Genomic DNA, 26,653 nt, shown 5'->3' on the forward strand with positions numbered 1-26,653 from the left:
GCGGTCTTCAGCGCGCCAGACGGGCGTGGATCAGGGCCAGGACCCGTTCGGCGGCCTCGTCGGGCGAGCAGGCGGCGGCGTCGATGCGAAGCTCGGGCGCTTCCGGCGCTTCATAGGCGCTGTCGATGCCGGTGAAATTGGCCAGCTGGCCGGCCCGCGCCTTGGCGTACAGACCCTTGACGTCGCGCGCCTCGGCGACCGCCAGCGGGGTGTCGACGAATATCTCGACGAACTCGCCGGGCTCCATCCTGTCGCGCGCCATGCGGCGCTCCTCGCGGAAGGGCGAGATGAAGGACACCAGCACGATCAGACCGGCGTCGGTCATGAGCCGGGCGACCTCGGCCACGCGGCGGATGTTCTCGACGCGGTCGGCGTCGGTGAAGCCCAGATCGCGGTTCAGGCCGTGGCGGACGTTGTCGCCGTCCAGCAGGGCGGTGTGCAGGCCTTCGGCGTTCAGCCGCTGTTCGACGCGGTTGGCGATGGTCGACTTGCCTGCTCCCGACAGGCCGGTGAACCACAGCACCAGCGGCGACTGGTGTTTCAGGGCGGCGCGGTCGGCGCGGCTGACGCTGAGGGCCTGGGGCCGGACATTGGCCGAGCGGCGCAGGGCGAAGCGGATCATGCCGGCGCCCGCCGTCTCATTGGTCATCCGGTCGATCAGGATGAAGCCGCCCAGGTCGCGGTTCACGGCATAGGGCTCAAAGACGACAGGCGCGTCGAGGGCCAGGGTGCAGCGGCCGATGTCGTTCAGCGACAGGGTCGTGGCCGCCAGTTCCTCGCCGGTGTCGACATTGACCTTGTGCCGGATGTCGCTGACCCGGGCGGGGACGGTGGCGGCGCCCAGTTTGAGCCAACAGGCCCGGCCCGGCAGCAGCGGCCGGTCCGACATCCAGACGACATGGGCGTCGAACTGGTCGGCGACCCCGGGCGGCGCATCAGCGGCGGCGATCAGGTCGCCGCGGGAAACATCGACCTCGGGGGTCAGGGTCAGGGTCACGGACTGGCCGGCGCGGGCCTCGTCGAGATCGCCGTCGAAAGCCACGATCCGGTCTATCGTCGCGCCGACGCCCGAGGGAAGGATGCGGACCGCGTCGCCGGGGCGGACCGAGCCCGACTGGATGCGGCCGGTGAAGCCGCGGAAACAGCCGCACCGGGTCACGCTCTGGACCGCCATGCGCAGGGGGCCGGCCGGCGCATCCGGAACCCGCACGGTATCCAGATGCGCCATCAAGCTGGGACCGGCGTACCAGGGCATGGAGGCGCCCGGCGTCATGACATTGTCGCCGCGCCGGGCGCTGACGGGGATGCTGGTCACATCGGTCAGGCCGATGGAGGCGGCGAAGGCGCGGTACTCGTCAACGATGGCGTCGAACCGGTCCCGCGATCCCTCGATCAGATCCATCTTGTTGACCGCCAGCACCACGCGCCGGACCCCCAGCAGGACCAGAAGACGACTGTGCCGCCGGGTCTGGGTCAGCACGCCCTTGCGGGCGTCGATCAGGACGATGGCGAGGTCCGCCGTCGAGGCGGCGGTCACCATGTTGCGCGTGTACTGCTCGTGCCCCGGCGTGTCGGCGAGGATGAAGCGGCGCTCGCCGATGTCGAAGAACCTATAGGCCACGTCGATGGTGATGCCCTGCTCGCGCTCGGCGGCCAGACCGTCGACGAGGAATGACAGGTCGGGCTCGCCGTCGATCAGGGGCAGGGTGGCGGTCTGGTCGAAGGGGACGGCGCCGGCCTCGTACAGAAGGCGGCCGATCAGGGTGGACTTGCCGTCGTCGACGGAGCCGCAGGTGATCAGGCGGATGAGTTCGCGCGGGCCGCTGTCGGTCGTCCGGGCCATCAGAAATAGCCCTCCCGCTTCTTCTGCTCCATCGAGGCGGCCGGGTCGTGGTCGATGGCCCGGCCCTGACGTTCGGACATGGAGGCTTCGCGCACCTCGCGGACCACGGCGTCCAGGGTGTCGGCGTCGCTGTCGATGGCGGCGGTCAAGGGCCAGCAGCCCAGCGTGCGGAAACGCACGCGGCGCGGCCGGGCCTGTTCGCCCGGTCGCAAGGCCATGCGGTCGTCATCGACCATCAACAGGGCGCCGTCGCGCTCGATGACGGGTCGCTCGGCGGCGAAATAGAGCGAGGGCAGGGCGATCGCCTCGCGCCGGACGTAGCGCCAGACGTCGATCTCGGTCCAGTTGGACAGGGGGAAGACTCGCAGGGATTCCCCGTCGCCCAGGCGCGTGTTGTACAGGCTCCAGAGCTCGGGCCGCTGGCGTTTCGGGTCCCAGCCGTGGGCGGCGCTGCGGACCGAGACGATCCGCTCCTTGGCCCGGCTCTTTTCCTCGTCGCGGCGGGCGCCGCCGAAGGCCGCGTCGAACCGGTGCAGGTCCAGCGCCTGTTTCAGCCCCTGCGTCTTCCACAGGTCGGTGTGGACGCTGGCGCCGTGGTCGAACGGGTTGATCCCCTCGGCCTCGGCTTCGGGATTGCGATGGACGAGCAGCTGCATCCCGGCGTCCGCCGCCGCCTGATCGCGGAAGGCGTACATCTCGCGGAATTTCCAGGTCGTATCGACGTGCAACAGCGGGAAGGGCGGCGGAGCAGGGAAGAAGGCCTTGCGCGCCAGATGCAGCAGGACGGCGGAGTCCTTGCCGCCCGAGAACAGCAGCACCGGCCGCTCGCATTCGGCGGCGACCTCCCGGAAGATGTGAATGGCTTCGGCTTCAAGCCGGCCGAGGACGTCGTCGTGCAGCCGCATGGTCTAGCTGTGGCCCCGGAATCGCGCGGCGCCAAGCCTCACGCGGGGATGACGGCTGTGGTCTCGATCTCGACGCGGGCGGCGTCCTCGATCAGTCCCTTGACCTCGACCACGGCCATGGCGGGGTAGTGGGGGCCGATCCGCTCGCGCCAGACCGCGCCGATCTCGCGCAGGGCGGACAGGTATTCGGTCTTGTCGACCACGTACCAGGTCATGCGGACGATGTGTTCGGGCCCGGCGCCGGCTTCCCTGAGGACGGCGAGGGTGTTCTCGATGGTCTGGCGGAACTGGCCCCCGAAGCCCGTTTCGTCAAACACGCCTTCGGGCGTCCAGCCGATCTGGCCGGCGACGAAGATCATGCGGCCGGTCGCCTCGACGCCGTTCGAATAGCCCTTCGGCCGGGGCCAGCCTTCGGGCAGCAGGACACGGTTCACAGGGGCTGCTCCAGGAAGGGGGTGATGCGGGCGCGAATGGCGTCGGGCCATGGCTCGGGCTTCAGCGAGGCGCCGACGTAGACGATGGTCTGGCTGGCCTCTAAGCGCAGCTGACCGCCCGCGCTGATGCGGTGGCGCAGGCCGCAGGAGGCGCCGCCCAGCCTGGTCGCCGTCAGGGCGAAGGTCAGTTCGTCCTCGAGCCGCGACGGGGCGATGAACCGGGCCTCGACGGCGGCGGTAGGGACGCTGACGTGACGGTTGAGGTGAAGCTCACGGAACGAGGCCTGCAGCGGCCCGGCGAACCAGTCCTCGACCACCCCGTTGAGCATCTCGAAATAGCGGGGGAAGAAGACGATGCCGGCCGCGTCGCAGTCGGCGAAACGGACGCGGCGGTCGACCGTGAAAACCTGGCCGGTCATGTCGGCTCCTTGAGCCGGAAGCGCTGCAGCTTGCCGGTCTGGGTCTTGGGCAGGGCGTCCACGAAATCCAGGCCGCGCGGATATTTGTAGGGGGCGATGACCCCCTTCACGAAGGTCTGGAGCTCGATCCGAAGAGCGTCGGACGGGGCGTGACCGTCAGTCAGCACGACGAAGGCCTGGACGATCTGGCCCCGCTCGGGATCAGGCGCGCCGATGACGGCGGCCTCGGCGACGGCGTCGTGGCGCAGCAGGGCGTGCTCCACCTCCGGGGCGCCGATATTGTAGCCGGACGAGACGATCATGTCGTCGGACCGGGCCACGAACCAGAAATAGCCGTCCTCATCCAGCCGGTAGACGTCGCCGGTCAGGTTCCAGCCGTCCTGGACATAGGCGGCCTGTCGCACGTCATCGAGATAGCGGCAGCCGGTCGGACCGCGGACGGCGAGGCGGCCGGTCTCACCCGCGGGGAGGGGGCGTCCGTCTGCGTCGATGATGCGAGCCTCATAGCCGGGGACGGCCTTGCCGGTGGCGCCGGGGCGGATGTCGTCGCCGCGCGCCGAGATAAAGACGTGGATCATCTCGGTCGAGCCGATGCCGTCGATGATGCGGACGCCCGTCGCCTCATGCCAGGCGTCGGAGGTGGCGGCGGGCAGGGCCTCGCCCGCCGAGACGCAGGTGCGCAGGCTCGACAGATCGTGCTGGCCGGCCAGCTTCAGCAGGGCGCGGTAGCCGGTCGGGGCGGTGCACAGGGCGGTGGCGTGATGGCGGGCGATGGTCTCGGCCAGGGCTTCGAACCCCGGCAGGGGGGCGAAGGCGGTGGCTGCTCCGACGGCGGCGGGGAAGACAACCAGACCGCCGAGGCCGAAGGTGAATGCGATCGGCGGCGTGCCGAGGACGATGTCATCCTTCGTCAGGCCGACGATGTGGCGGGCGAATGTGTCGGCCATGGCGAGGATGTCGCGATGGAAATGGACGCAGCCCTTGGGCTTGCCCGTGGTGCCCGAGGTGAAGGCGATCAGGGCCGGGTCGTCAGCGGCCGTGTCGATGGCGTCGAAGCGGGCGCCGGCCGGCTGGGACTGTGCGGCGGCCTGGAGGGTCGCCGAGTCCATGACGTGCTTCAACGACGGGGCCGCCGCCTGCGCCTCTGTCACCGCTTCGGCGAGGGAGGTGTAGACCAGCGCGTGGCTGATCCGGGCCTTGTCGATCACGGTCGCCAGTTCGGCGGGCCGGAGCATGGGCATGGTGGCGACGACCACGCCGCCGGCCTTGAGGATCGCGAACCACGCCATCACCGTCCAGGACGAGTTCGGGCCATGCAGCAGGACGCGATTTCCAGGGACCAGGCCCATGTCCCCGACCAGCACCCGCGCCATCCGGTCCGAGATGGCGTCGACCCGGCTCCACGAAAACTCATGATCGAAGTCGATCAGCGCGCGCGCGTCGGGGCCGCCGGCGGCGATGGCCCGGCGGAGCAGTTCGGCGCCGGCGTTCAGCCGCTCGGGATAGGTCAGTTCCGGCAGGTCGAAGACCAGCTCGGGCTGCTGATGCGCCGGCGGCAGATGATCGAGAACGAACCGGTCGATGTGCGCGCTCGTCCCCATCAGACGCCTCCCGGCAGACCCGCCAGCACCTGCCGGGCGATGACGATCTTCTGCACCTCGGACGCGCCCTCATAGATGCGCAGGGCGCGGATCTCGCGATACAGCCGCTCGACCGGATGACCCGAGACGACGCCGAGGCCGCCGAAGATCTGCACCGCCGCGTCGATTACCGCCTGGGCCTCGTCGGTGGCGTAGAGCTTGGCCATGGCGGCCTCGCGGGTGACGCGGGGCGCGCCATGATCCTTCAACCAGGCGGCGCGGTAGATCAGCAGGGCCGAGGCGTCGATCTTCAGCGCCATCTCGGCCAGCGAGGCCTGCACCAGCTGCAGGTCGCTCATCGGGGCGCCGAACAGGTTGCGGGACGTGGCGCGCGTCGCGGCTTCGTCGAAGGCGCGGCGCGAGAAGCCGAGGGCCGCCGCCGCCACCGTCGAGCGGAACACGTCCAGGGTGGCCATGGCGATGCGGAAGCCTTCGCCCGGCGCGCCGAGGATGCGGTCGGCGTCGATGCGGCAGTCGGCGAAGCGGATGGTGGCCAGCGGGTGCGGCGCCATCAGGGGGATGCGTTCGACGATCTCGAAACCGGGCGTATCCGCGTCGACGACGAAGGCCCCGAGACCCTTGGCGCCGGCCCCTTCCCCGGTGCGGGCGAAGACGACGTAGCGGTCGGCGAGGCCGCCGTTGGAGATGAAGGTCTTGGTCCCGTCGAGCACCCAGTGGTCGCCGTCGCGGCGGGCGGTGGTCGACAGGGCGGCGACGTCGGAGCCGGCCTCGGGCTCGGACAGGGCGAAGGCGGCGATGGTCTGGCCCGAAGCGACGCCCGGCAGCCAGCGGGCCTTCTGTTCGTCCGTGCCGAACAGGCTGATCGGGCCGGAGCCGAGGCCCTGCATGGCGAAGACGAAATCGGCGAGCCCAGAGCGGCGGGCGAGCGTTTCGCGCGTCAGGCACAGGGTGCGGACGTCGAGCTTGCCGTTGGCGTCGGGCACGGCGTTTCTCAGCCAGCCGCCCTCGGCCAACGCCTTCAGTATGGTGCGGCAGTCGCCGTCGAGGTCGTGGTCGCCGTGCAGGCCGATGGCGGCTGTCTTGTCCGCCCACGCGTCCAGATCGGCGGCGAAGGCGCGGTGGCGGTCCTCGAAGAAGGGCCAGTCGAGGAAGGTGCGGTCGGCCATGGCTCAGTTCCCCTCGAACACCGGCTCGCGTTTGGCGGCGAAGGCCTCGTAGGCCCGGCGGAAGTCCCTGGTCTGCATGCAGATGGCCTGGGCCTGGGCCTCGGACTCGATGGCGGCGTCCAGGCTCATGTCCCATTCGAGGTTGAGCTGGTTCTTGGTGATCCCGTGGGCGAAGGTCGGCCCCTTGGCCAGCGAGCGGGCCAGCTCCAGCGCCGTCTCCATCAGGGCCTCCGGTTCGACGAGGCGATTGTGGAAGCCCCAGCGCTCGCCCTCGTCGGCGGTCATGACCCGGCCGGTGAACAGCAGCTCGGACGCCCGGCCCTGACCGATCTGGCGGGGCAAGATGGCGCAGGCGCCCATGTCGCAGCCGGCGAGGCCGACGCGGGTGAACAGGAAAGCCGTCTTCGTCCGCGGCGTGGCGAGGCGAAGGTCCGAGGCCATGGCCATGATCGCCCCGGCGCCGACGCAGACCCCGTCCAGCGCCGCGATGACCGGCTGGGGGCAGCCGCGCATGGCCTTGACCAGATCGCCGGTCATGCGGGTGAAGGCCAGCAGGGCGGGCGTGGCCATCTCGGTCAGCGGGCCGATGATCTCGTGCACATCCCCGCCCGAAGAAAAATTGCCCCCCGCGCCGGTGACGATGACCACCTTGCAGTCGTCGGCATGGACCAGGGCGCGGAACAGGTCGCGCATCTCGGCATAGGACTCGAACGTCAGCGGGTTCTTCCGCTCGGGCCGGTTCAGGGTCAGGGTCGCGACGCCGTCGTCATCCACTGACCACAGGAAATGAGCCGCCTTGTAGTCGCGCGCCTTCATCCGTTCAGCTCCTCGTGGGTGGTCGCGTGAAGCGACCGTTTGGTGCGCTCCAGCAGGCGGGTCAGGTCGTCGGCCTCGGTCTCGGTCAGGTCGGCGAACAGGGCTTCTATCCAGCGTTCGTGGGCGCGGGCCATGGCGGTGAAGCGGATCTGACCCGTCGGCGTCAGGCGCACGCGCTGGACCCGGCGGTCAGCGCCGGCCATGGCCTCGATCAGGCCGTCAGCCTTGAGCCGCGCGGCCAGGCCGGTGACGTTGCCGTTGGAGACCATCAGCATGCGCGAGACTTCGCCCATGGTCAGGCCTGCCTCCCCCGCCCGGTCGAGCGCCGACAACATGTCGAAGCGGGGCAGGGTGGAGCCGAACTCGTCGCGCAGGCGCTGGGCGATGGTCTGTTCGATGGTGGTGGCGCAGGTGAGCAGCCGCAGCCACAGGCGCAGCGAGCGCTTGCCGTCGGGGGCGCCGCCGAGCCGGTCCGGCAGGGCGGCGGCGGCGGCGTTCACAGCTCGCCCCCGGCCACGGGGACGGCGGCGCCGTTGACCCCGGAGGCCCCGTCGCCGCACAGCCAGACGATGGTCTGGGCCACCTCGTCCGGGGTGATCAGCCGACCCTGCGGATTGGAGGTGGCCAGTGCGGCGCGGGCCTCCTCTTCGCTGCGTCCGGTCCTGGCGATGATGGAGTCGATGGACTTCGCGACCAGATCGGTGTCGGTGAAACCGGGGCAGACAGCGTTGACCGTGACGCCCTTCGACGCGACCTCAAGCGCCAGGCTGCGGGTCAGGCCGACCAGCCCGTGCTTGGCTGCGACGTAGGCCGAGACATAGGCGTAGCCCTTCAGCCCCGCGGTCGAGGCGACGTTGACGATCCGCCCCCAACGGCGCGTCAGCATGCCCGGCAGGACCAGACGCGCGGCCTCGGCCGGAGCCTCGAGATTGAGCGCCAGCATGGCGCGAAAGGCGTCGGCGTCGGTCTTGAGGAAGGGGGCCGAGGTGGCGGCGCCGGCGTTGTTGATCAGGATGTCGATCGGGCCGAACCGGTCGCGGCCGACCTCGATGGCGGCGGCGAGGGCGTCGGGGTCGGTGACGTCGGCGGGGGCGGCGAAGGCGAGGTCGCCGATACGGTCGGCGGTCTCGTTCAGGCGGGCGACGTGACGGCCGATCAGGGTCACCTGACAGCCGGCCTCGGCCAGCCGCTCGGCGGCGGCGCGGCCGATGCCGGAGCCGGCGCCGGTGACCACGGCATGGTGTCCGGTCAGGCTCATACCGGCCCCGCCTGCTGCTGTTTCTCGAGATTGCGGGCCAGCTGGGCGAAGCCGGCGCGGTACTGGACCGGCGGCTGGATACCGCGCCAGCCCAGTTCGGCGGCGGCGCGCAGGCTCCAGTTCGGATCGGCCAGATGGGGCCGAGCGAGGGCGCACAGGTCGGCGCGGCCGGCGGCGAGGATGCTGTTCACGTGGTCGGTCTCATAGATGTTGCCGACCGCCATGGTGACCACGCCCGCCTCATTGCGGATGCGATCGCTGAACGGGGTCTGGAACATGCGGCCGTAGACGGGGTGCGACTGCTCCGAGGTCTGGCCCGCCGAGACGTCGATCAGATCGCAGCCGGCCTCGGCGAACGCGCGGGCGATGGCGACCGAATCCTCCGGCGTCAGACCGTCCTCGACCCAGTCGCTGGCGGACAAGCGGACCGACATGGGCTTCTCGTCCGGCCAGACGGCGCGCATGGCGGCGAACACCTCCAGCGGGAAGCGCAACCGGTTGTCGACCGGGCCGCCGTAGTCGTCGGTGCGATGGTTCGACACCGGCGTCAGGAAGGACGACAGCAGATAGCCGTGGGCGCAATGCAGCTCGACCATGTCGAATCCGGCTTCGTCGGCCCATCGGGTCGCGCGCACGAAGTCGTCGCCGACGCGGTCCATGTCGGCGCGGGTCATTTCACGCGGGATTCGGTCTTCGTCCGACCACGGAATGGCGGAGGCGGCGATCAGCGGCCAGCCGTCCTCGAGCGGCTGATCCGCGCGAGGCCCCCAAGGGCGTTCGACCGAGCCCTTGCGCCCGGCGTGGGCCAGCTGGATAGCGATGCGCGAACCCTGCCCGTGGACGAAGTCGACGATCCGCCGCCAGGCATCGCGATGCTCGGGCCGGTACATGCCCGCGCAACCCGGCGTGATCCGGGCGTCAGCCGAGACGTCGGTCATCTCGGTAAAGACCAGTCCCGCCCCGCCCAGCGCCCGACCGCCCAGGTGGACCAGATGGAAGTCGCCCACCATTCCGTCCTCGGCCGAATACATGCACATCGGCGAAACCACGACGCGGTTGGGCAGGGTCAGGCCGCGAAGACGCAGCGGCGCGAACATGGGTGGGGGAGGATTGTCCGTAGACGGAGCGCCGGCCTCGTCGGCGAACCAGCGCTCGATCCCGGTCAGGAAGTCGCGGTCGCGCAGGCGCAGGTTCTCGTGGCTGACGCGCTGGCTGCGGGTCAGCAGGCTGTAGGCGAACTGCAGCGGCTCCAGCCCGACATAGCGATCGACGGTCTCGAACCATTCGGTCGAGTTGCGGGCGGCGCTCTGCAGCTTCAGCACCTCGACCCGGCGCTCCGCCTCATAGGCGGCCAGGGCGGCGTCGAGGTCGCCGCCGTCGGTCAGGGCTTCGGCCAGCCGGATGGCGTCCTCGAAGGCCAGCTTGGTGCCGGAACCGATCGAGAAATGGGCCGTGTGCGCCGCGTCGCCCAGCAGCACCACCTTGCCGTCGCGCCAACTGGAACAGGCGACGCGCGGGAAGTTGAGCCAGGCCGAGCCGCGCAGATGTTTCGCATTGCTCATCAGGGCATGGCCGCCCAGCCAGTCGGCGAACAGCGCCTCGGCCGCGCGGCAGGTCTGGTCCTGATCCATGGCGTCGAAGCCGAGGCCGCGCCACGTCGCCTCGGTGCATTCGACGATGAAGGTCGAGGCGCCCGGTTCGAACTGGTAGGCATGGGCCCAGATCCAGCCGTGCGGCGTCTCGACGAAGGCGAAGGTGAAGGCGTCGAAGGACTGTTTCGTGCCCAGCCAGATGTACTTGTTGGTCCGCACGTCGACATCGACACCGAAGGTTTCGGGATGGTCGTTGCGGGTCCGGCTGTTCAGGCCGTCGGCGGCGACCACGACGTCGGCGGGCAGGGCGCGGATGTCGGCGACCTCGTCCTGGAAGCGCAGATCGACGCCCAGCGACCGGGCGCGTTCCTGCAGCACCGTCAGCAGCTTCTGACGGCCGATGCCCGCGAAGCCGTGGCCGCCTGACCGGATCGTCCGGCCGTGGATGTGCACGTCGATGTCGTCCCAGTGGACGAAGGCGGCCTCGATGGTCGCCGCCGTTTCCGGATCGTTGAGCTTCAGATTGGCCAGGGTCTGGTCGGAAAACACCACGCCCCAGCCGAAGGTGTCGTCGGGGCGGTTGCGTTCGTGCACGACCACGTCCAGCGCCGGATTTCTCAGCTTCAGCGATATGGCGAGATAGAGCCCGCCCGGACCCGCGCCCACGATCGCTATGCTGTTGACGGCCTGTGTCGACGACATGTTTTAAGCCTAAAGCAAAATCTCGGGAGCGTCCACTGAACACGGCGGTGGCCGCGTCCCGGCATAGTCCGCTATGAGCTGATGGACGCCCACTCCGCACGAAGAACCATCCCCATGACCGAGACCCTCGAGCTTTCGCACTGGATCAACGGAGAGAAGGTCCCGGCCGACCGGCCGACTGAAAGCCGCAACCCGTCGGATACCCGCGAGGTCGTCGCGCGCGCGCCGGACGGGGATGTGGCCGAGGTCGATGCGGCCGTGGCCGCGGCCAAAGCCGCCTTCCCGGCCTGGTCCGAGGCGTCACCCGAGGTGCGCTCGGATATTCTCGACCGGGCGGGCACGCTGGTCATGGAGCGCCGCGAGGCCCTGGGCCGGCTGCTGTCGCGCGAGGAGGGCAAGACCCTGGCCGAGGGCATCGGCGAAACGGTCCGCGCCGGCCGCATCCTGAAATATTTCGCCGGCGAGGCTCTGCGGGTTCACGGCCAGAACCTGGCCTCGGTGCGGCCCGGCGTGGAGATCCAGACCTACCGGCAGGCCGTGGGCGTCTATGGCCTGATCACGCCGTGGAACTTCCCGATCGCCATTCCGGCCTGGAAGGCGGCGCCGGCCCTGGCCTTCGGCAATACGGTGGTGATGAAACCGGCCGGACCGACCCCGGCGACGGCGGAAGCCCTGGTCGCCATCCTGCATGAGGCGGGCCTGCCCAAGGGGGTGCTGAACCTCGTCATCGGCCGCGGCCGGGTTGGGCAGGCTATCGTCGATCATCCGGACGTGGACGGCCTCAGCTTCACGGGATCGCAGGGCGTGGGCGCCGGCGTGGCGGCGGGCGCCGTCAGGCGGCAGGCGCGAGTCCAGCTGGAAATGGGCGGCAAGAACCCGCTGATCGTGCTGGATGACTGCGACCTCGACCGGGCCGTGCAGATCGCCCTCGACGGCTCGTTCTTCGCCACCGGCCAGCGCTGCACGGCCTCCAGCCGGCTGATCGTCCAGGACGGGATTCACGACCGCTTCGTCGCGGCCCTCGCCGAAAAGGTTTCGGCGCTACGTGTCGGCGATGCGCTGGATCCCGACACCCAGATGGGTCCCGCAGTGTCCGAGGATCAGATGGAGACGTCGTACCGCTATATCGACATCGCCCGAAGCGAGGGCGGACGCGTCGTCGCCGGGGGCGAGCGTCTGAATCTCGAGAAGCCGGGCTGGTACGTCCAGCCGACCCTGATCGCGGACACGGGCGCGGAGACGCGGATCAACAACGAGGAAGTCTTCGGACCCGTCGCCTCGGCGATCCGGGTCAAGAGCTACGAAGAGGCGCTGGCCATCGCCAACGGGGTCGAGTTTGGCCTTTCGGCGGGTATTGTCACCAGCTCCCTGAAACACGCTCGCGATTTCCAGCGCCGCGCCCGCGCGGGCATGGTGATGGTCAATCTGCCGACCGCCGGCGTCGACTATCACGTCCCGTTCGGCGGCTCGAAGGCGTCCAGCTATGGCGCGCGCGAGCAGGGATTCGCGGCGGTGGAGTTCTTCACCCAGACCAAGACGGCCTACAGCTGGTCGTGAACGGGACCGGTTGGCGGAACGGATATTCCGCATAGCGTGATTTCTTGACGAACGCGGATCAATCAGACCATGTGTTCGCAAGCCAGTTGGCGTGTCGCGCCTGATTCCAGTTAAATTGTAGCGTTCCAGTACCGCATGTCCGAGCGTTTCAGTTTCAACAGCGATGCGCTTCCCCGGGAAGAGGCGTTCCAGGCCTATGCGTTGTTGTACAACAACGGTTCGGACGTCACCCGGGGCGAAGGAGAGTTTCGGGCGGAGGTCCGGGCGTGGCGGCTGGAGGGACTGCTGCTGTTCGAGCGGCGCCTATCGGGCGTTGTCCATTCCCGCGGCGCCCGTGCGGGGACCGATGGTTTTGACCACATCGTACTCAGCCTTGTGCTGTCTGGCCGGGTGACGGGCGGACAGGCCAGCGGGTTTGGGGAGGCGGTCGCCGGCGAAATCTATGTGACCGACACCTCGCGACCTTCGCGGACCGCGTTTGAGTCCGCCCATGTGCTGACCGCCAGCGTTTCGAAAGAGATTATCGAGGCCGCGCGGGGCGGCATCGCGGGTTTGCACGGACGCATCCTGAAACCCCCGCGCAACCTGATGCTGGCTGACTATCTCCAGTCCCTGGCCCGAAACGGCGATGCGATCGAGACAGAGGCGCAGCCGGGGCTGTCGCGCGCCTTCATCCACGTTCTGGCTTCGGTTGAGGACAAGGGTGTGCGCGGCAGCGAAGCGCGCCGGGGGGAATATCTTCGCCGGGACGCCGTCGAACGGATGATCATCGAGAATCTGGGTGATGCCTGCCTGTCTGTCGCGACCCTGAGCCGGGGCATGGGCATGTCCCGTTCGGCCCTTTATCGGCTGTTCGAGGACTATGGCGGTGTCGCCCGCCTGATCCAGAAGCGGCGCCTGGACGGCGTTCGGCAGGCGCTGGACAATCGCGAGCCGGCCCAGGTGGCGGACCTGGCGCGGACCTTCGGGTTCACGGACGAAGCCCAGCTCAGCCGGCTCTTCCGCGAAGCCTACGAGGTTTCACCCCAAGCCTATCGCGAAGAGGTAGCGGCCTCCAGGCCCGATGATCCCGTGGACAGTCGTCGCAGATGGGCCGGCTGGATGGGCGAACTCTCGTAGCACCACGCAAAAGAAAACGGCGGCCCTGGAAGGAGCCGCCGTTCCTGTTGGTCTCGAAGCCGACGAAAACGTCAGCCGGTCGACTTAGTCGCTTTCGGAGTCGTCGTCGGCGGCCGTGACGGCGGCGAAGGCGGCGATGGCCACCACAGCGAAGATCAGGCCGGGGGCGATGCCGCCGCCGAATTCGTCGGAGGCGCCAGCGGTGCTGCCCACGCGGTCAGCGACGCTCGGAGCGGCGGAAACCTGGTTGGCGGCGACGGCCTGGCCGGCGATCAGCAGGGCGCCGGTCGCGATTGCAGCAAGAGTTTTTTTCATGGGTCGGCTCCGTGATGATTTAGACAGCGTCGGCGAACACAACACCACGCGAGAGCGTTGGTTGCAAGCCAAGGCCGCTATGTCCCACGTCTATTGCCTTGACGCCACAGGTTACAATGAGAGAACGACGAATTTCGTTCGAACTGTGGCGTGGAAGGCTCAACTGCAAGTACCGGTGTCCCGGTTGTTTGCACATCCTTAAGTCTAAAATCGTCAGCGCGCTGCAAGATTGAGACCTCACACACGGTCGTAAACGTGTGCCGCCGCACGGAGAAAATCGCCTTCAGCAGTGCGCTGGAAGGGGAGAATCCCGTGGCAGGCGAGGCGTCCCAAGTTTGGGACGAACGCCGCTATGCGAGCCGTTCCTTCACTATGGTTGCCAATGTATTACCGCCGTCCGTTTGGTGTGGGCGACCTGTGCTCCCTCTGTGCGTGTCTGGTGTTTTGTGTCGGCGGAAGCCGGCCGTTCGGGGTGGGTTTCTACATGTCGGCTTCCAACAAGCGTCCCGTCGCGGGCTCGCGCTCGCCTGCTCGCTCGAACACCGGCGCCGACGCGGCGCGTCGGACGCGGATGGGGCTGCTGGGTTCGACGGCGCTGATCGCGGCGTCGCTGGCGGTGTCTCCGGCCTTCGCCCAGACGACGATCGCCAGCCCCGTCGGGGGCGGCACAATCACCCGGACAGGCGGCAGTTCGAGCTCCACGGACCAGACCGGAAGCGGCGGCGGCGTCCTGATCAGCAACGTCACGCAAGCGGCGGCGATCACGGTCAACGGCGTCACGATCAACAATACGACCGGGGCGCCGACCATCGACGCCCTGCGCATCCAGGGCGAGACCGGCACTCTGAACTCGGGCGGTGCACTGCTCACCGGCACGAACCTTCTCACCACCACGACCGCCGGCGGCTCGGCCCTCTATGTGACGGCCAACGGCAACGTCGGCGTCACGATCAACTCCAGCGGCTCCGTCTTCACCGGCAGCTATGGCGTCAACATCCAGGCGCCGAGCGGTTACATCGACTTCAACTCGGTGAACCAGAGCCAGTCGTTCATCGGCAATGGCACGCACATCGCCGGCCTCAACGCGGTCAGCGCCGTCAACGCCGGCCTCCGACTGGGCTCGTCGACGTTCACGGGCTTCGACACCGGCATCAATGCGAGCAATTTCTTCGGCAGTTTCGTCGAGATGACGGGCGGTTCGATCAACGCCCTGGTCACCGGCATCCGCACCGATGCGACGGGCGGCGGCAGCACCATTGAATCCCAGGCGGCCATCGTCGCTCCGACGGGCATCCACTCGACCAACACCAACGGAACCACGATCACCACCAGCGGCGCGGGGACGATCAACAGCACCGGGGCGGGAACCGGGACGGGGATCATCGCGACCAGCTCGGGCGGAACGACCGCCGTGACGGTCAATGTGGGCGCGGCGATCGGCACGACAACGGCGCACGGCGTCGGCGTGCTTGCCTCGACCACCGGCACATCGACGGGCGCGATCAACATCACGACGACTGCAGCGATCGTCGCCACGGGCCGCGCCATCAGCGCGACCGCGGGGACGTTCGGCAACACCGGCGCGATCACCCTGGGCGGCAACGTTACCGGCGCGACCGGCGTCTATACGAATGTCGGCAACTATACGGTCGGCATCGGCGCGGGCGTGACCGTGACCTCGACCGGCAACGGCTCCAGCAACGCCGCCCTGTATCTGGTCAACGGGACCAACACGGTCACCAACAACGGCTCCCTGGTCGCCAGCGGCACGGGCAGCCACGGCGTGCACTTCAGCAGCGACGGCCTGGTGACCAACACGGCGACCGGCACGATCACCGGTTCGACCGGAATTTGGTACCAGAACGTCGCTTCGGTGATCAACGCCGGAACGATCGCCGGAAACGGGGCGACCGGCACCGCCGGCGTGTATGGCTCCAGCGGCGTGAACGTGACCAACACGGGCACGATCACGGGTTACGATGGCGTCTATTCGGGCGGCAACCCCACCGTTCACACCAACACCGGCGGCACAATCACGGGCGTTTCGCACGGCTACAACATCACCGGCGGACGGGTCACCCTGACCAATACCGGTGTCATCAACACTGTCGGCGGAACGGGCGGCGCCGGCCTCTCGGGCCTGCGGCTGAACACCTCCCTCACGCAAACCAACACCATCACAAACAGCGGCGCGATCACCGGGGGCGGCGACGCCACGCACGGCTATGGCGTCGAGGTCGAGGACGGCATTCTGACGCTGACCAACCAGTCGGGGGGCGTCATCACCGGCGGGATCGGCGGGATCCTGATCAGCAGCGACGACCTGGCGACGCTTAACCTCAACCTCGGATCGACCGTGACGGGTCAACTCCTGTCTACCAGCACCGGCGCACGCACGGTGACGGTGGCGGGGCTGCTGGACGGCGCCTACAACGCAGCGACCGGGAGCGGCGTCGACACCCTCACCCTGGCCTCGACCGGCTCGATCACGGGGGCCGTCACGCTCGGCGCCGGCGAAGACGTGTTCAACTGGCAGGGCGGGACCTTCGCTTCGATCAACGGGGGCACAGGTTCGGCCGATGCCTTCAACAGCGCGCTCGGCGTCGGCGTCAGCGGCTCGCTCGACCTGGGCCTCCTGAGCAATTTCGACACCTATAACCACCTGTCCGGCAATCTGACCCTGACGGGAACGCGCGCCACCGGACCGGGCTGGAACCTCGTTCCCGGATCCAGCCTCACACTGGACGGGTCGCTGACCGCGACAACCGGTACCGGGTACGGGATCACCATGAACGGCAACGGATCGCCGGCCACCGTCGCGATCCTGACAGGGGCCGCGCTGAACGGCTATGTCGGCGTCTGGTTCAACACCGGTGGGGCGAACAACTTCAGCAACGCCGGCACGGTGGCTGGCTCAAACACAGGTCTCCTGACGAACGGCGCGCTCACGGCGGTCAACACCGGAACCGTCACGGCAGGCACGGGCGGCGCCTTCAGCTTCGGATTCGCCACCTCCAACCTGACGAACACGGGCACGGTGACCGGCGGCAGCGACGCCACGACGGGCTTCGGCGTCCTGTCGCAGTATGCGGGCGCCACGGTCACCAACAACGCGGGCACGATCAGCGGCGGCGCCGGTGGTATTACCAGCGGTTCGATCCAGGGGGCGACCTACGGCGGCCTGCTTACGGTCACCAACGCCGCCGGGGCCGAGATCGGCGGCGCGGTCGCGATCACCACGGGCGGCTCGTCCCGTCTGACCCTCAACAACACCGGCCGCATCCTGGGCGGCGCGAACGGCGGCGTTGTCGCCAACGGCAGCGGCAGCCCCGTGTCGATCACCAACAACGCAGGCGGCCAGATCGTGGGCAGCGGCGGCTATGCGATCTTCAGCGCGACCGCGGCCACGATCAATAACGCCGGCCTTATCGGCGGCGGAACCGTCGATGGCGGCGGCGTGTACACGGCGAGCGGCAACAACAACGCCATCCGCCTGGAAGCGGCCAGTACGGTCATCAACTCCGGCACCATCACCGGCGGGTCCGGCGGCGGCATCCGCGCGAACGCCGCGCTGAACCTGACCAACACCTCGACGGGGATCATCAACGGTCTCGGCACGGGCCTGGGCACGTCTCACGGCGTGTCCGTCGTCGGCGCGGCGACCATTCTGAACGCGGGCTCGATCACCGGGACCCAGGCGAACGCCGCCGGCGTCTATACGAACGGGGCGAGCACGGTCACCAACGCCGCCGGCGGCTTGCTGGGCACCACGGGCGGCTACGGCGTCTATTTCAACAGCGGCGCCGGCACGTTCAACAACTACGGAACCGTCACGGGCGACCTGGCCGCTTTCGCCGGAGTCTTCGGAACCGGGACCCTCAATCTGTTCGCCGGCTCGGTCACGGGCGCGATCGAAACGGGCGGCTTCAACGATACCCTGGCGATCTACAGCGGAACCGGCACGACCTTCGCGGGGCTGACCGACGGCGGTTCAGGCATCACGCTGCAGACCGCGGGCGCAAACGCCGCCGCGACGGTCGGCACGGTCAACCTGGGCGGCGGCACGGATACGCTGCAGCTGCGTGGCGCGGGCGATGACAGCGGCGCGAACGGCGCAGCGGGCTCGCTGGATCTGGGCGGCTCCACCATCAACACGGCCGAGGTGCTGACCAAGCTGGACAACGGCACCTGGACCCTGACGGGCGCGGCCGCGGTTCCGGGCATGACGATCAACGCCGGCATGGGCGGGTCCGCCGGCCTGCTGATCTTCAGCGGCACGGGCCTCACCGGGGCGATCAACGTCAACGGCGCCACGGTTCGCGCAACCACTACGACGGCGTTCGGAACCGGCACGCTGCACATGATCGATCCGACGATCCAGTTCGCGGCGACCGGAACCTACGCCAACGACATCTCGCTGGAGGTCGTGAACGGCCAGCAGGCCATCGATCCCACCTGGCTGCGCAACATCAGCGGCGGGACGATCACCCTTTCGGGTCGGATCTACGAAACCGGCGGAGTCGGCGGGGCCAACCAGTACGTCACCTTTGACGGCGGCACGACCATTCTGACCAACACCGGCAACATCTGGGGCGGGGTCACCGCCATCAACGCGGGCACGACCCTGCAGGGGGCGACCAACACCATTTCCGGCGGCTCGATCGCCAACGCTGGCGCGCTTGTGTTCAACCAGAACGTCGATGGAACCTTCGTCGGCGATATCTCCGGCGCGGGCACGCTGCAGATCAATGCGCCCTCGCAGGCCGTCACGCTGAGCGGTGTCAACACCTTCAGCGGCGCGACGACGATCACCGCTGGCACGCTCATCGCCAGCGGCGGGTCGGCCGTCGGCGACCTGAGCGCCGTGACGATCGCCAGCGGCGCGACCCTTCAGCTGGCGAACAGCGAGACGATCGGCGGCCTGACCGGCGCCGGCACGGCGCGGGTGCTCGGCAACACGCTGACCCTCGGCGGCAACGACGCCTCCACCACCTTCTCGGGATCGATCACCGATCAGACGCCCGTCGCCTATGTCGGCAGCTGGAACGTCGCCGCCGGCCCGAACTGGTCCATCAATCCACCGACCTACACTGGCCAGGAAGCCGCGGCCCTGCTGTTCGGCGGCGCTGCCGGCGATTATCGCATCTCGACGGCCGGCGCGAGCACCTCGACCATCACTGACACGGCCTGGTACAACCGGTACGGCGGCAACCCGGCGAACTTCACCGAGCTGGCGGTCGACGCCCGCATCGACACCGGCGGCGCCGGGTACAACAACCAGGGTGACAGCTCCGCCTATGTGGGCGATCACACCGGCACGCCCACCTTCAACTACGCCTTCAGCGGCGGCGTCGCCCTCGGTGGCGGCTTGACCAAGACCGGCACGGGCACGCTGACGCTGTCCGGAACCAACAACTACACCGGCCTGACCTCGATCACCGGCGGCACGCTGGTGGTGCAGAACGGCGCGGCGATCTCGAATCTCAGCACCGTCGACGTGCTGAGCCCCGGGGCCTTCTCGGTTGCAAATACGGAGACGATCGCCAGTCTGACGGGGACCGGCGCCACGACGATCGCGAGCGGCCAGACGCTGACGCTGGCAAGCGGCGCCGGAACCTACACCGGGAACATCACCGGCGGCTCGCTGGTTCTCGCCTCGGGGTCCTGGACCTACGGCGGCGTGCGAAGCGGCGGCGACGCCACCGGCGTCGTCCTGACCGGCTCCAACACCACCCTGAACGTCGCCACGACCGCCTCGGTCCAGAGCGGCCAGTTCAACGGCGTGCGCCTGAACGGGACCAACACGACGCTGACCAACCTGGGCCTGATCCAGAACGCCGGTACGGGCGGCGACGGCGCCGTGGGCGCGGGCGTGTTCGTCATTGACGCGGCCGGCACTACGACGACGATCAACAACGGCTCGGTCTCGGACACGGGCGCCGGCTCGACCATCCGGGGCTACAACGCGGGCATCCGGCACGACAACAGCGCGCTGGGCACGCTGGTGGTCAATAACTACGGCCGCGTCCTGGGCGACGTTTATAACGGCATCGAGAACACCAACGGCGGCCTGACCCTCAACAACTTCGCCGGCGGTGAGATCTACACCCTGGTCGGCAACGGCGTCTCGAGCGCCTCGGCCGGAGCTGTAACGGTGACGAACGCGGGCGTGATCGGCCGCGACATCGCCAATACGCAGACCGTGGGCGGCTATGGCGTCGTTACAAATGGCGCCCTGACGCTCGTGAACCAGGTCGGCGGCCTGATCACCGGAAGCCTGGGAGGCGTAAGCGCCGCCTCGAGCGCATCCATCACCAACGCGGGTTCGATCACGGGCGCGGGAGCGGGCTCCTACGGCGTATCGATGACGGCGGGCGGGTCGGTCACCAACCAGTCCGGCGGCTCGATCACGGGCGTCTCCGGCGGCATGCTGCTGTCCGGCGCCACCGCATTCGCTCTCAACCTGCAAGCCGGCTCGACCACCGGCCTCGTGCGCTCGACGGCCAGCGGAACGGTCACGACCACGGTCGCGGGATCGCTGACCGGAGCCTATGTGGCCACCGGGACCGGCGTCGATAACCTGACCCTCGCGGCGGCCGGCTCGATGACCAGCGCCAGCCTCGGCGCCGGCGCCGACAGCTTCACCTGGCAGGGCGGCAGCTTCAGCGGCCTGATCGACGCCGGAACCGGTACGGACAGCTTCACCTCGAACCTCAGCGGCGGTGTCGCCTCGGTCAACCTGTCCAACCTGACCAACTTCGAGACCTTCGCCAGCCAGTCGGGCACCCTGACCCTGACCGGAACCGGCGCCTTCTCGGGCGGTTCTTCGGTCCAGGGCGGCACGCTGGTCGTCAACGGCGCATTGCAGTCCGCGGCCACGGTCGCCAGCGGCGCGACCCTGCGCGGCGGCGGAACGATCACCGGCGCGGTCAGCATCGCCAACGGCGGCGCCCTGACCGGCGTCCAGGGCACGACCCTGACCATGGGTTCGCTGGGCCTGCTGTCCGGCTCGACCATCAATGCGACCTTCAGCGGCGCGGCCGGGCCTGCCCTGTTCTCGGTCACCGGCGACCTGACGCTGGACGGCACGGTCAACGTCGCCAGCACCGGAGCCTACGGCTTCGGCGTCTATGGTCTGATGACCTATGGCGGCGCCCTCACTGACAATGGCCTTGTGATCGGGACCATCCCCGGCGGAGCCCAGCGCGTGCTGGTCCAGACCTCGGTCGCGGGCCAGGTCAACATCGTCCACGCCCCCACGGAACTGCTGTTCTGGGACGGCGGCGCCGCCGGTCAGCACGACAACGGCGCCGTCAACGGCGGGTCCGGAATCTGGACGGCCGCGGGCTCCGAATGGACCGATGCGAACGGCGCGTTCAACGGCGCCATGGAGCCGCAACCCGGCTTCGCCATCTTCCAGGGCGCCGGCGGCGTGGTCACCGTCAACAACGGCGGGGGTGCGGTGTCCGTCACCGGCATGCAGTTCGCCGCCGACGGCTATCGCATCGACGGCGATGCGGTCACCCTTGCGAACGCCAGCACCACGATCCGCGTCGGCGACGGCACGGCCCCGAGCGCGGCCTGGACGGCCACCATCGCCTCGGCGCTGACCGGCTCCGGCGGACTGGTCAAGACCGACCTCGGCACGCTGATCCTGGCAGGCGAGAACACCTACACCGGCGGCACCACCATCAACGCCGGCACGCTGCAGATCGGCGACGGCGCCGCGGCCGGCTCGATCGCCGGGTCCGTGGTCAACAATGCGGCGCTGGTCTTCGCTCGCAGCGACAACCACGACTTCGCCAACGCCGTCAGCGGTTCCGGCACGGTCGGCGTCAGCGGCGTGGTGACCCTCAGCGGGGCGATCACGGCGACGCCGGGCGTGACGATCATCGACGGCTCCTCGCTCACCGGCACGGGCGTCATCACGGCGTCGAACGCCGTCACCTTCGCCAACGGCGGCGCCTTCACCAACGCGGGCACGGTCAATGGCGCGGTGGTCAAGAACGGCGCGGCGACCGGCACGGTGACAAACGCCGGCGTGATCAACGGACTCGTCCAGAATGCCGGCTCCGGCCTGCTCACGATCAACAACCAGGCAGGCGGTTCGATCGCCGGCGCCGGCGCCGCGGCCGTGTTGTCGACGGCGTCGGGCGCCGTCTCGCTGAACAACGCGGGCGACATCTCTCACGCCTTCTCCGCTTTCGTCAGCAACAGTGCGCTCGACAGCGTGACCAACTCGGGTCGGATCGTCGCCGGTTCGATCACCGGCGGGGTCGTGACGGCGGGCGGCAATGACGCCATCCGGCTGAACGTCGGCGGCAGCGTCACCAACCAGGCGGGCGGGCTCATCACGGGCACGCACGGTGTCGCCTCCTATGCGGGCCTGCTGACGCTCGACAACCGGCTGGGCGCAACGATCACGGGCGTCGACTACGGCGTGCGCGGCTATGCGGCGGCCAACATCGTCAATGCCGGCGTGATCGGCGCCACGGACTACGCCGGCATCGCGCTGAGCGCGGGCGGAACGATCACCAACTCGGGCACGATCGGCGGCGGCTCCCAGGCGGGCGCCAACCAGGGCGTCACGATCGACGGGGCCGTGGCCACGTCCATCGTCAACCAGGCCGGCGGCGTCATCAACAACGGCGTCGCCAACTTCGGGTCGGGCCTGCTGAGCGTCGACATCCAGGCGGGGTCGACCGTCAACGGCGGGGTCCTCAACTTCGGCGGCGGCAATGGGGTTCTGCGCGTCGCGGGCGCGCTGAACGGAACCTACGCCGGCAGCAGCGGCGCCGACACGGTCACCCTGGTCAGCGGCGGCGTCGTCAGCGGCATCCTTCAGGGCAATGCCGGGGTCGACAGCTTCGAACTGGCCGGCGCGGGCGCGGGAACGGTCAACATCGGCAACGTCCTCGGCTTCGAGAGCCGCAGCATGAACGGCGCCGGCGTCTGGACCCTGACGGGATCCGACAGCTCGACGACAGCCTGGGCGATCAACTCCGGCACGCTGGCCGTCAGTGGCGGCAGCGCGATCAATGACGCGGTTTCCGTGACCATCGCCGCTCCGGGCGCGCTTCAGCTGAACGCCAGCGAGCGGATCGGCGCCCTGAACGGCTCGGGCGCCGTCGCGCTGGGATCCAGCACGCTCACCGTGGGCGGCGCGGGCGCCAGCCACTACGCCGGCGTCATCGGCGGCTCGGGCGGCGTAACGGTTACGGGCGGCGGCGTACTCACGCTCAGCGGCGCGAACACCTACACCGGCGCCACGACGGCCTCGGGCGCAACGCTGCGCCTCGGCGCCTCCAACGTGCTCGCTGACGCGACCAATCTGACGGCCAGCTTCGCCGGCGTCATCGACATGGGAACGTTCAGCGACACCGTCGCGACCGCCACCTTCTTCACGGGCACGCGGCTGGATGGTTCCGGAACCCTGAGCGCCGGCAGTTACACCAGCCACGGCGCGATCCTCAACGCCAACCTCGGTGGGGGAACGCTCCAGGCCGTGGGGGGGACCACGACGCTGAACGGAACGGCCGGCGGGAGTCTGGTCGTCGTCAACGGCGGCGCCCTGTCGCTCGGCGCCTCGAATCGCCTGGCTGATACGGCCACGGTGACCGTGGCCTCGGGTTACAACCTGAACCTCAACGCCTTCAACGACACCATTGGAGTCCTGGCGCTGAACGGTTCGCTGAACGGAACCGGCGCCCTGACGGCTTCCCAGTACAGCCTGAACGGAGGCGTGGTGAACGCCAACCTCGGCGCCGGCAACCTCGACAGCCAGGGTCTCTCGACCCTGAACGGAACGTCCGGCGCCGCCACGGCGACCGTCACCGCCGGCACGCTGACCCTCGGCGCGAACAACCGGCTGTCCGATGCGGCGCTCGTGGGCGTCAGCACGGGGGCGACGTTGAACCTGCAGAGCTTCAGCGACACTATCACGACCCTCAACCTGAACGGCACGCTGGCCGGGACAGGAACGCTGACGGCGGCCCAGTACCAGCTGAACGCGGCCACGGTGAACGCCAACCTCGGCGCCGGCAATCTGTTCAACACCGGCGGCGTCTCGACGTTGAACGGAACCAGCGCCGCCGCCAATGTGGCGGTGCAGGCCGGAACCCTGAGCCTCGGCGCTTCCAACCGCCTGGCGGCTAACGCCACGGTGTCGGTGGCCTCGGGCTCGACCCTGAACCTGAACGCCTTCGACGACACGGTCGGCCTGGCGCTGCTGAGCGGCACGCTGAACGGCACGGGCACGCTGACGGCGGGCGAGTACGGCCTCAACGGCGCGACCATCAACGCCAACCTCGGCGCGGGCAATCTGTTCAACACCGGCGGCGTCTCGACGCTGAACGGGACGAGCGGTTCGGCCAATGTGATCGTGCAGGCCGGGACGCTGAGCCTCGGCGCCTCTGACCGCCTGGCGGCTAACGCCACGGTGTCGGTGGCCTCGGGCTCGACCCTGAACCTGAACGCCTTCGACGACACGGTCGGCCTGGCGCTGCTGAGCGGCACGCTGAACGGCACGGGCACGCTGACGGCGGGCGAGTACGGCCTCAACGGCGCGACCATCAACGCCAACCTCGGCGCGGGCAATCTGTTCAACACCGGTGGCGTCTCGACCCTGACCGGGACGAGCGGCGCCGCAAACGTGGTGGTGCAGGCCGGGACCCTGACGCTGGGGGCATCCGACCGCCTGGCTGACACGGCCTCGGTTTCCGTTGCTTCGGGTTCGACCCTGAACCTGGGCGCTTTCAACGACACGGTTGGTCTGGCGGTCCTGAACGGCGCGCTGGCGGGAACGGGGACGCTGACGGCGGCCCAGTACCAGCTGAACGCGGCGACGGTGAACGCCAACCTCGGCGCGGGCGCCCTGTTCAACCTGGGCGGGGTCTCGACCCTGACCGGAACGGCGGCGGCCAGCCAGGTGTCGATCGACGCCGGCACGCTGCGGCTGGGTGCTTCCGAGCGTCTGTCCGATGCGGCGTCGGTATGGACGGCGACGGGCGCGACCTTCGACGTCAACGGCTTCAACGAGCGCATCGGCGCCCTGTTCGGGACCGGCGACGTCAACGTCGGTGCGGGCCGCCTGACCTTCGGCGGCGTCGAGTCCGGCTTCGGCGGACATCTGTCGGGCGCCGGCTCGCTGGTTCACACCGGCGGTCTGTTCACCCTGATGGGTGATCACACCATCGCCTCGATCAGCAATACCGGCGGCGAGCTGCGCTTCCTGGGCACGACCACCGGAGGCCTGTCGGCCTCGGGCGGCAGCCTGACCGGCGCGGGCACGATCGGCGGAGCCCTGACGGCCTCCAACGGCGCGGTCCTGTCGCCCGGCCTGGCCGGGGTGCAGAATGGCGTCGGCGGCTTCGTCGCCGGAGGCCTGACGCTGAACGGCGGGACCCTGGCCATCGATGTGCTGGGCAAGTCGGGCGGCAATCTGATCGACCAACTGCGCATCAACGGCGCGGCGACCCTGACCGGCGGTCTGCTGGCCCCGACCTTCCAGGGCTCGGCGGCGACGGACTTCGACTTCTCGACCCGCTACCTCTTCCTGCAGGCCAACAACCTGGTGGGGACCTTCGCCAACGGCGGGACCTTCACCGCGGCCGCGCAGGAAGGCCTGTTCTGGCGGGTCCGCTACGACCTCGCTCCGAACGCCGCGGTGCTGGAACTGCGCGAGCTGACCAACTTCGATCCGGGCGCGACCGGAACCGGGAACCAGCGTTCGGTCGGCCAGGCCCTGTCGGGTGGCCAGCTGGCGGCGTCGGACGACTGGGCCGCCATCCTGAGCCTGATCGCCGGCCTCAGCGACGCTGAACGCGCCGCGGCCTTCGACAGCATCAGCGGCGAGCCGCTGGCGGATGTCACAGCCTCCATGTTCAGCGCCAACGACAGCTTCCTGACCGCGGTGCGGGACGGCGGACTGAACGGCCGGGATGATGGCGGCGAGGCATTGAACTTCGTCGACCGGCTGAGCTTCGCGGGCGGGCGCGAGAACAGCGCCGACCGTCTGGGCGACGTCCTGGGGGCCTTCGATCCGTCGGCTTCGACGGGGCGCGGCGCGGGCGGCTGGGTCTCGGCCTACGCCGGCGACCAGACGCTGGAGGGCAAGCCGGGTCAGGCCACGGTCGAGAGCAGCCTGAACGGCTTCGCCGGCGGCTATGGCGTCCGCAACGGGTCCATGAGCGTGGGCGCGGCCGGCGGGGTCACCCGTCTGGAAGGCGACGTCGCGGCGCGTCAGGGCCACTACGAAAGCGACCTGTCGCACGCGGCGGGCTATGCCGCCTTCGACGATGGAGTCTGGGCGGCCGACCTGACGGCCTCCTTCTACGGCGGCGACCTGGACACCCGTCGCGGCATCACGGTCGGCGCTTTCAACGGCCAGGCCATCGGCAACACCCACGTCGAAGGCCAGGCGCTTTCGGCCAGCGTGGCGCGCCGCTTCCAGGTGACGGACAACACCATGATCGCCGTGGGCGCCATCGGCACGGCGTCCAACGCTTCGGTCGACGGCTACACCGAAACCGGCGCCGGCGGCCTGTCGCTGGTGGCCTCTGGGATGGAGCGGGACTGGCAGTCGCTGCAGCTCAGCGCCCGCGGATCGCAGGACTATCGCGTCAACGGCCAAGGCTACCGGATCTATGCCGGGGCAGGCGTCATGGCCACGGCGGGCGACCGTCAGGCGACCGGCGACATGCGCTTCTCCGGCGCGCCCGCGGGCTTCGGGACCTTCACCGTCGAGGGCGCCGAAACCCCGCCGCTGGCCGGGATCGTCGACTTCGGTCTGGAAGTCGGCGCCGGCGAGGGCGTCACCGTCTCCGCCGGATACCGCGGCCTGTTCAGCGAACGCCTGCAGGACAACCAGGTCGGCGTGAAGCTCAAGGTCAGCTGGTAAGCATCAGTGCGAGGTCCCCGTCCGCAAG

At 69.1% G+C, this 26,653-nt stretch carries 14 protein-coding genes; 3 read left to right on the top strand and 11 right to left on the bottom strand.

Translation table 11 applies throughout. From position 1 onward, the window contains the following. Positions 1 to 7 precede the first annotated feature (7 nt). The 10 genes from cysC to PSV23_RS04865 are packed head-to-tail and all read right to left on the bottom strand — an operon-like array spanning position 8 to position 10,736. Complete coding sequence (gene cysC, locus PSV23_RS04820; protein WP_300466405.1) at positions 8 to 1,843, bottom strand: adenylyl-sulfate kinase; 1,836 nt, start codon at positions 1,841 to 1,843, stop codon at positions 8 to 10. Next, entirely contained in the window at positions 1,843 to 2,748 is a 906-nt protein-coding gene (gene cysD / locus PSV23_RS04825) for a sulfate adenylyltransferase subunit CysD (RefSeq protein WP_300466407.1), read from the bottom strand. The genes cysC and cysD overlap by 1 nt, the downstream gene beginning before the upstream one ends. A 38-nt stretch (positions 2,749 to 2,786) precedes the next feature. Next, positions 2,787 to 3,182 (bottom strand): RidA family protein, encoded by a 396-nt coding sequence (locus PSV23_RS04830; RefSeq protein ID WP_300466409.1) that lies wholly within the window; start codon positions 3,180 to 3,182, stop codon positions 2,787 to 2,789. After that, positions 3,179 to 3,601, bottom strand: a complete 423-nt coding sequence (locus PSV23_RS04835) for a thioesterase family protein (RefSeq protein ID WP_300466411.1) — start codon at positions 3,599 to 3,601, stop codon at positions 3,179 to 3,181. The genes PSV23_RS04830 and PSV23_RS04835 overlap by 4 nt, the downstream gene beginning before the upstream one ends. Further along, positions 3,598 to 5,202 (bottom strand): AMP-binding protein, encoded by a 1,605-nt coding sequence (locus PSV23_RS04840; protein ID WP_300466413.1) that lies wholly within the window; start codon positions 5,200 to 5,202, stop codon positions 3,598 to 3,600. Before PSV23_RS04840 ends, PSV23_RS04835 begins: the two co-directional genes overlap by 4 nt. After that, complete coding sequence (locus PSV23_RS04845) at positions 5,202 to 6,368, bottom strand: acyl-CoA dehydrogenase family protein (RefSeq protein ID WP_300466415.1); 1,167 nt, start codon at positions 6,366 to 6,368, stop codon at positions 5,202 to 5,204. Before PSV23_RS04845 ends, PSV23_RS04840 begins: the two co-directional genes overlap by 1 nt. Before the next feature lie 3 nt (positions 6,369 to 6,371). Continuing rightward, positions 6,372 to 7,184: an enoyl-CoA hydratase family protein gene (locus PSV23_RS04850; protein ID WP_300466417.1), complete on the bottom strand. Its 813-nt coding sequence runs from the start codon at positions 7,182 to 7,184 to the stop codon at positions 6,372 to 6,374. Continuing rightward, the gene (locus PSV23_RS04855; RefSeq protein ID WP_300466420.1) at positions 7,181 to 7,684 is read right to left on the bottom strand and encodes a MarR family winged helix-turn-helix transcriptional regulator; all 504 of its coding nucleotides are present in this window, start codon (positions 7,682 to 7,684) and stop codon (positions 7,181 to 7,183) included. Before PSV23_RS04855 ends, PSV23_RS04850 begins: the two co-directional genes overlap by 4 nt. Further along, positions 7,681 to 8,442 carry an SDR family NAD(P)-dependent oxidoreductase gene (locus PSV23_RS04860; protein WP_300466422.1) on the bottom strand — a complete coding sequence of 254 codons (762 nt, stop codon included), beginning with the start codon at positions 8,440 to 8,442 and terminating at the stop codon, positions 7,681 to 7,683. The genes PSV23_RS04855 and PSV23_RS04860 overlap by 4 nt, the downstream gene beginning before the upstream one ends. Continuing rightward, a complete protein-coding gene (locus tag PSV23_RS04865) occupies positions 8,439 to 10,736 on the bottom strand; it encodes a bifunctional salicylyl-CoA 5-hydroxylase/oxidoreductase (RefSeq protein ID WP_300466424.1) in 2,298 nt (765 codons plus the stop codon). Before PSV23_RS04865 ends, PSV23_RS04860 begins: the two co-directional genes overlap by 4 nt. Positions 10,737 to 10,850: 114 nt before the next feature. Between PSV23_RS04865 and PSV23_RS04870 the strand changes: the two genes are divergently transcribed. Then, on the top strand, positions 10,851 to 12,293 hold the full coding sequence (locus PSV23_RS04870) for an aldehyde dehydrogenase family protein (protein ID WP_300466426.1): 1,443 nt from the start codon (positions 10,851 to 10,853) through the stop codon (positions 12,291 to 12,293). Between the two features lie 135 nt (positions 12,294 to 12,428). Further along, on the top strand, positions 12,429 to 13,412 hold the full coding sequence (locus PSV23_RS04875; protein ID WP_300466428.1) for a helix-turn-helix domain-containing protein: 984 nt from the start codon (positions 12,429 to 12,431) through the stop codon (positions 13,410 to 13,412). A gap of 84 nt (positions 13,413 to 13,496) precedes the next feature. Here PSV23_RS04875 and PSV23_RS04880 read toward each other — a convergent pair whose 3' ends face one another. After that, a complete protein-coding gene (locus tag PSV23_RS04880; protein WP_300466430.1) occupies positions 13,497 to 13,727 on the bottom strand; it encodes a hypothetical protein in 231 nt (76 codons plus the stop codon). A 484-nt stretch (positions 13,728 to 14,211) separates the two neighbouring features. Between PSV23_RS04880 and PSV23_RS04885 the strand changes: the two genes are divergently transcribed. Continuing rightward, complete coding sequence (locus PSV23_RS04885) at positions 14,212 to 26,625, top strand: autotransporter-associated beta strand repeat-containing protein (protein ID WP_300466432.1); 12,414 nt, start codon at positions 14,212 to 14,214, stop codon at positions 26,623 to 26,625. Positions 26,626 to 26,653 lie beyond the last annotated feature (28 nt).

The sequence above is a fragment of the Brevundimonas sp. genome (genome assembly GCF_029946145.1).
Classification (GTDB): Bacteria; Pseudomonadota; Alphaproteobacteria; order Caulobacterales; family Caulobacteraceae; genus Brevundimonas.

Bases quoted from the DNA above. Each gene is read 5' to 3' on its own strand.
- cysC (WP_300466405.1), bottom strand. From the start codon at position 1,843: ATGGCCCGGACGACCGACAGCGGCCCGCGCGAACTCATCCGCCTGATC.
- cysD (WP_300466407.1), bottom strand. From the start codon at position 2,748: ATGCGGCTGCACGACGACGTCCTCGGCCGGCTTGAAGCCGAAGCCATT.
- PSV23_RS04835 (WP_300466411.1), bottom strand. From the start codon at position 3,601: ATGACCGGCCAGGTTTTCACGGTCGACCGCCGCGTCCGTTTCGCCGAC.
- PSV23_RS04840 (WP_300466413.1), bottom strand. From the start codon at position 5,202: ATGGGGACGAGCGCGCACATCGACCGGTTCGTTCTCGATCATCTGCCG.
- PSV23_RS04845 (WP_300466415.1), bottom strand. From the start codon at position 6,368: ATGGCCGACCGCACCTTCCTCGACTGGCCCTTCTTCGAGGACCGCCAC.
- PSV23_RS04850 (WP_300466417.1), bottom strand. From the start codon at position 7,184: ATGAAGGCGCGCGACTACAAGGCGGCTCATTTCCTGTGGTCAGTGGAT.
- PSV23_RS04860 (WP_300466422.1), bottom strand. From the start codon at position 8,442: ATGAGCCTGACCGGACACCATGCCGTGGTCACCGGCGCCGGCTCCGGC.
- PSV23_RS04865 (WP_300466424.1), bottom strand. From the start codon at position 10,736: ATGTCGTCGACACAGGCCGTCAACAGCATAGCGATCGTGGGCGCGGGT.
- PSV23_RS04870 (WP_300466426.1), top strand. From the start codon at position 10,851: ATGACCGAGACCCTCGAGCTTTCGCACTGGATCAACGGAGAGAAGGTC.
- PSV23_RS04875 (WP_300466428.1), top strand. From the start codon at position 12,429: ATGTCCGAGCGTTTCAGTTTCAACAGCGATGCGCTTCCCCGGGAAGAG.
- PSV23_RS04880 (WP_300466430.1), bottom strand. From the start codon at position 13,727: ATGAAAAAAACTCTTGCTGCAATCGCGACCGGCGCCCTGCTGATCGCC.
- PSV23_RS04885 (WP_300466432.1), top strand. From the start codon at position 14,212: ATGTCGGCTTCCAACAAGCGTCCCGTCGCGGGCTCGCGCTCGCCTGCT.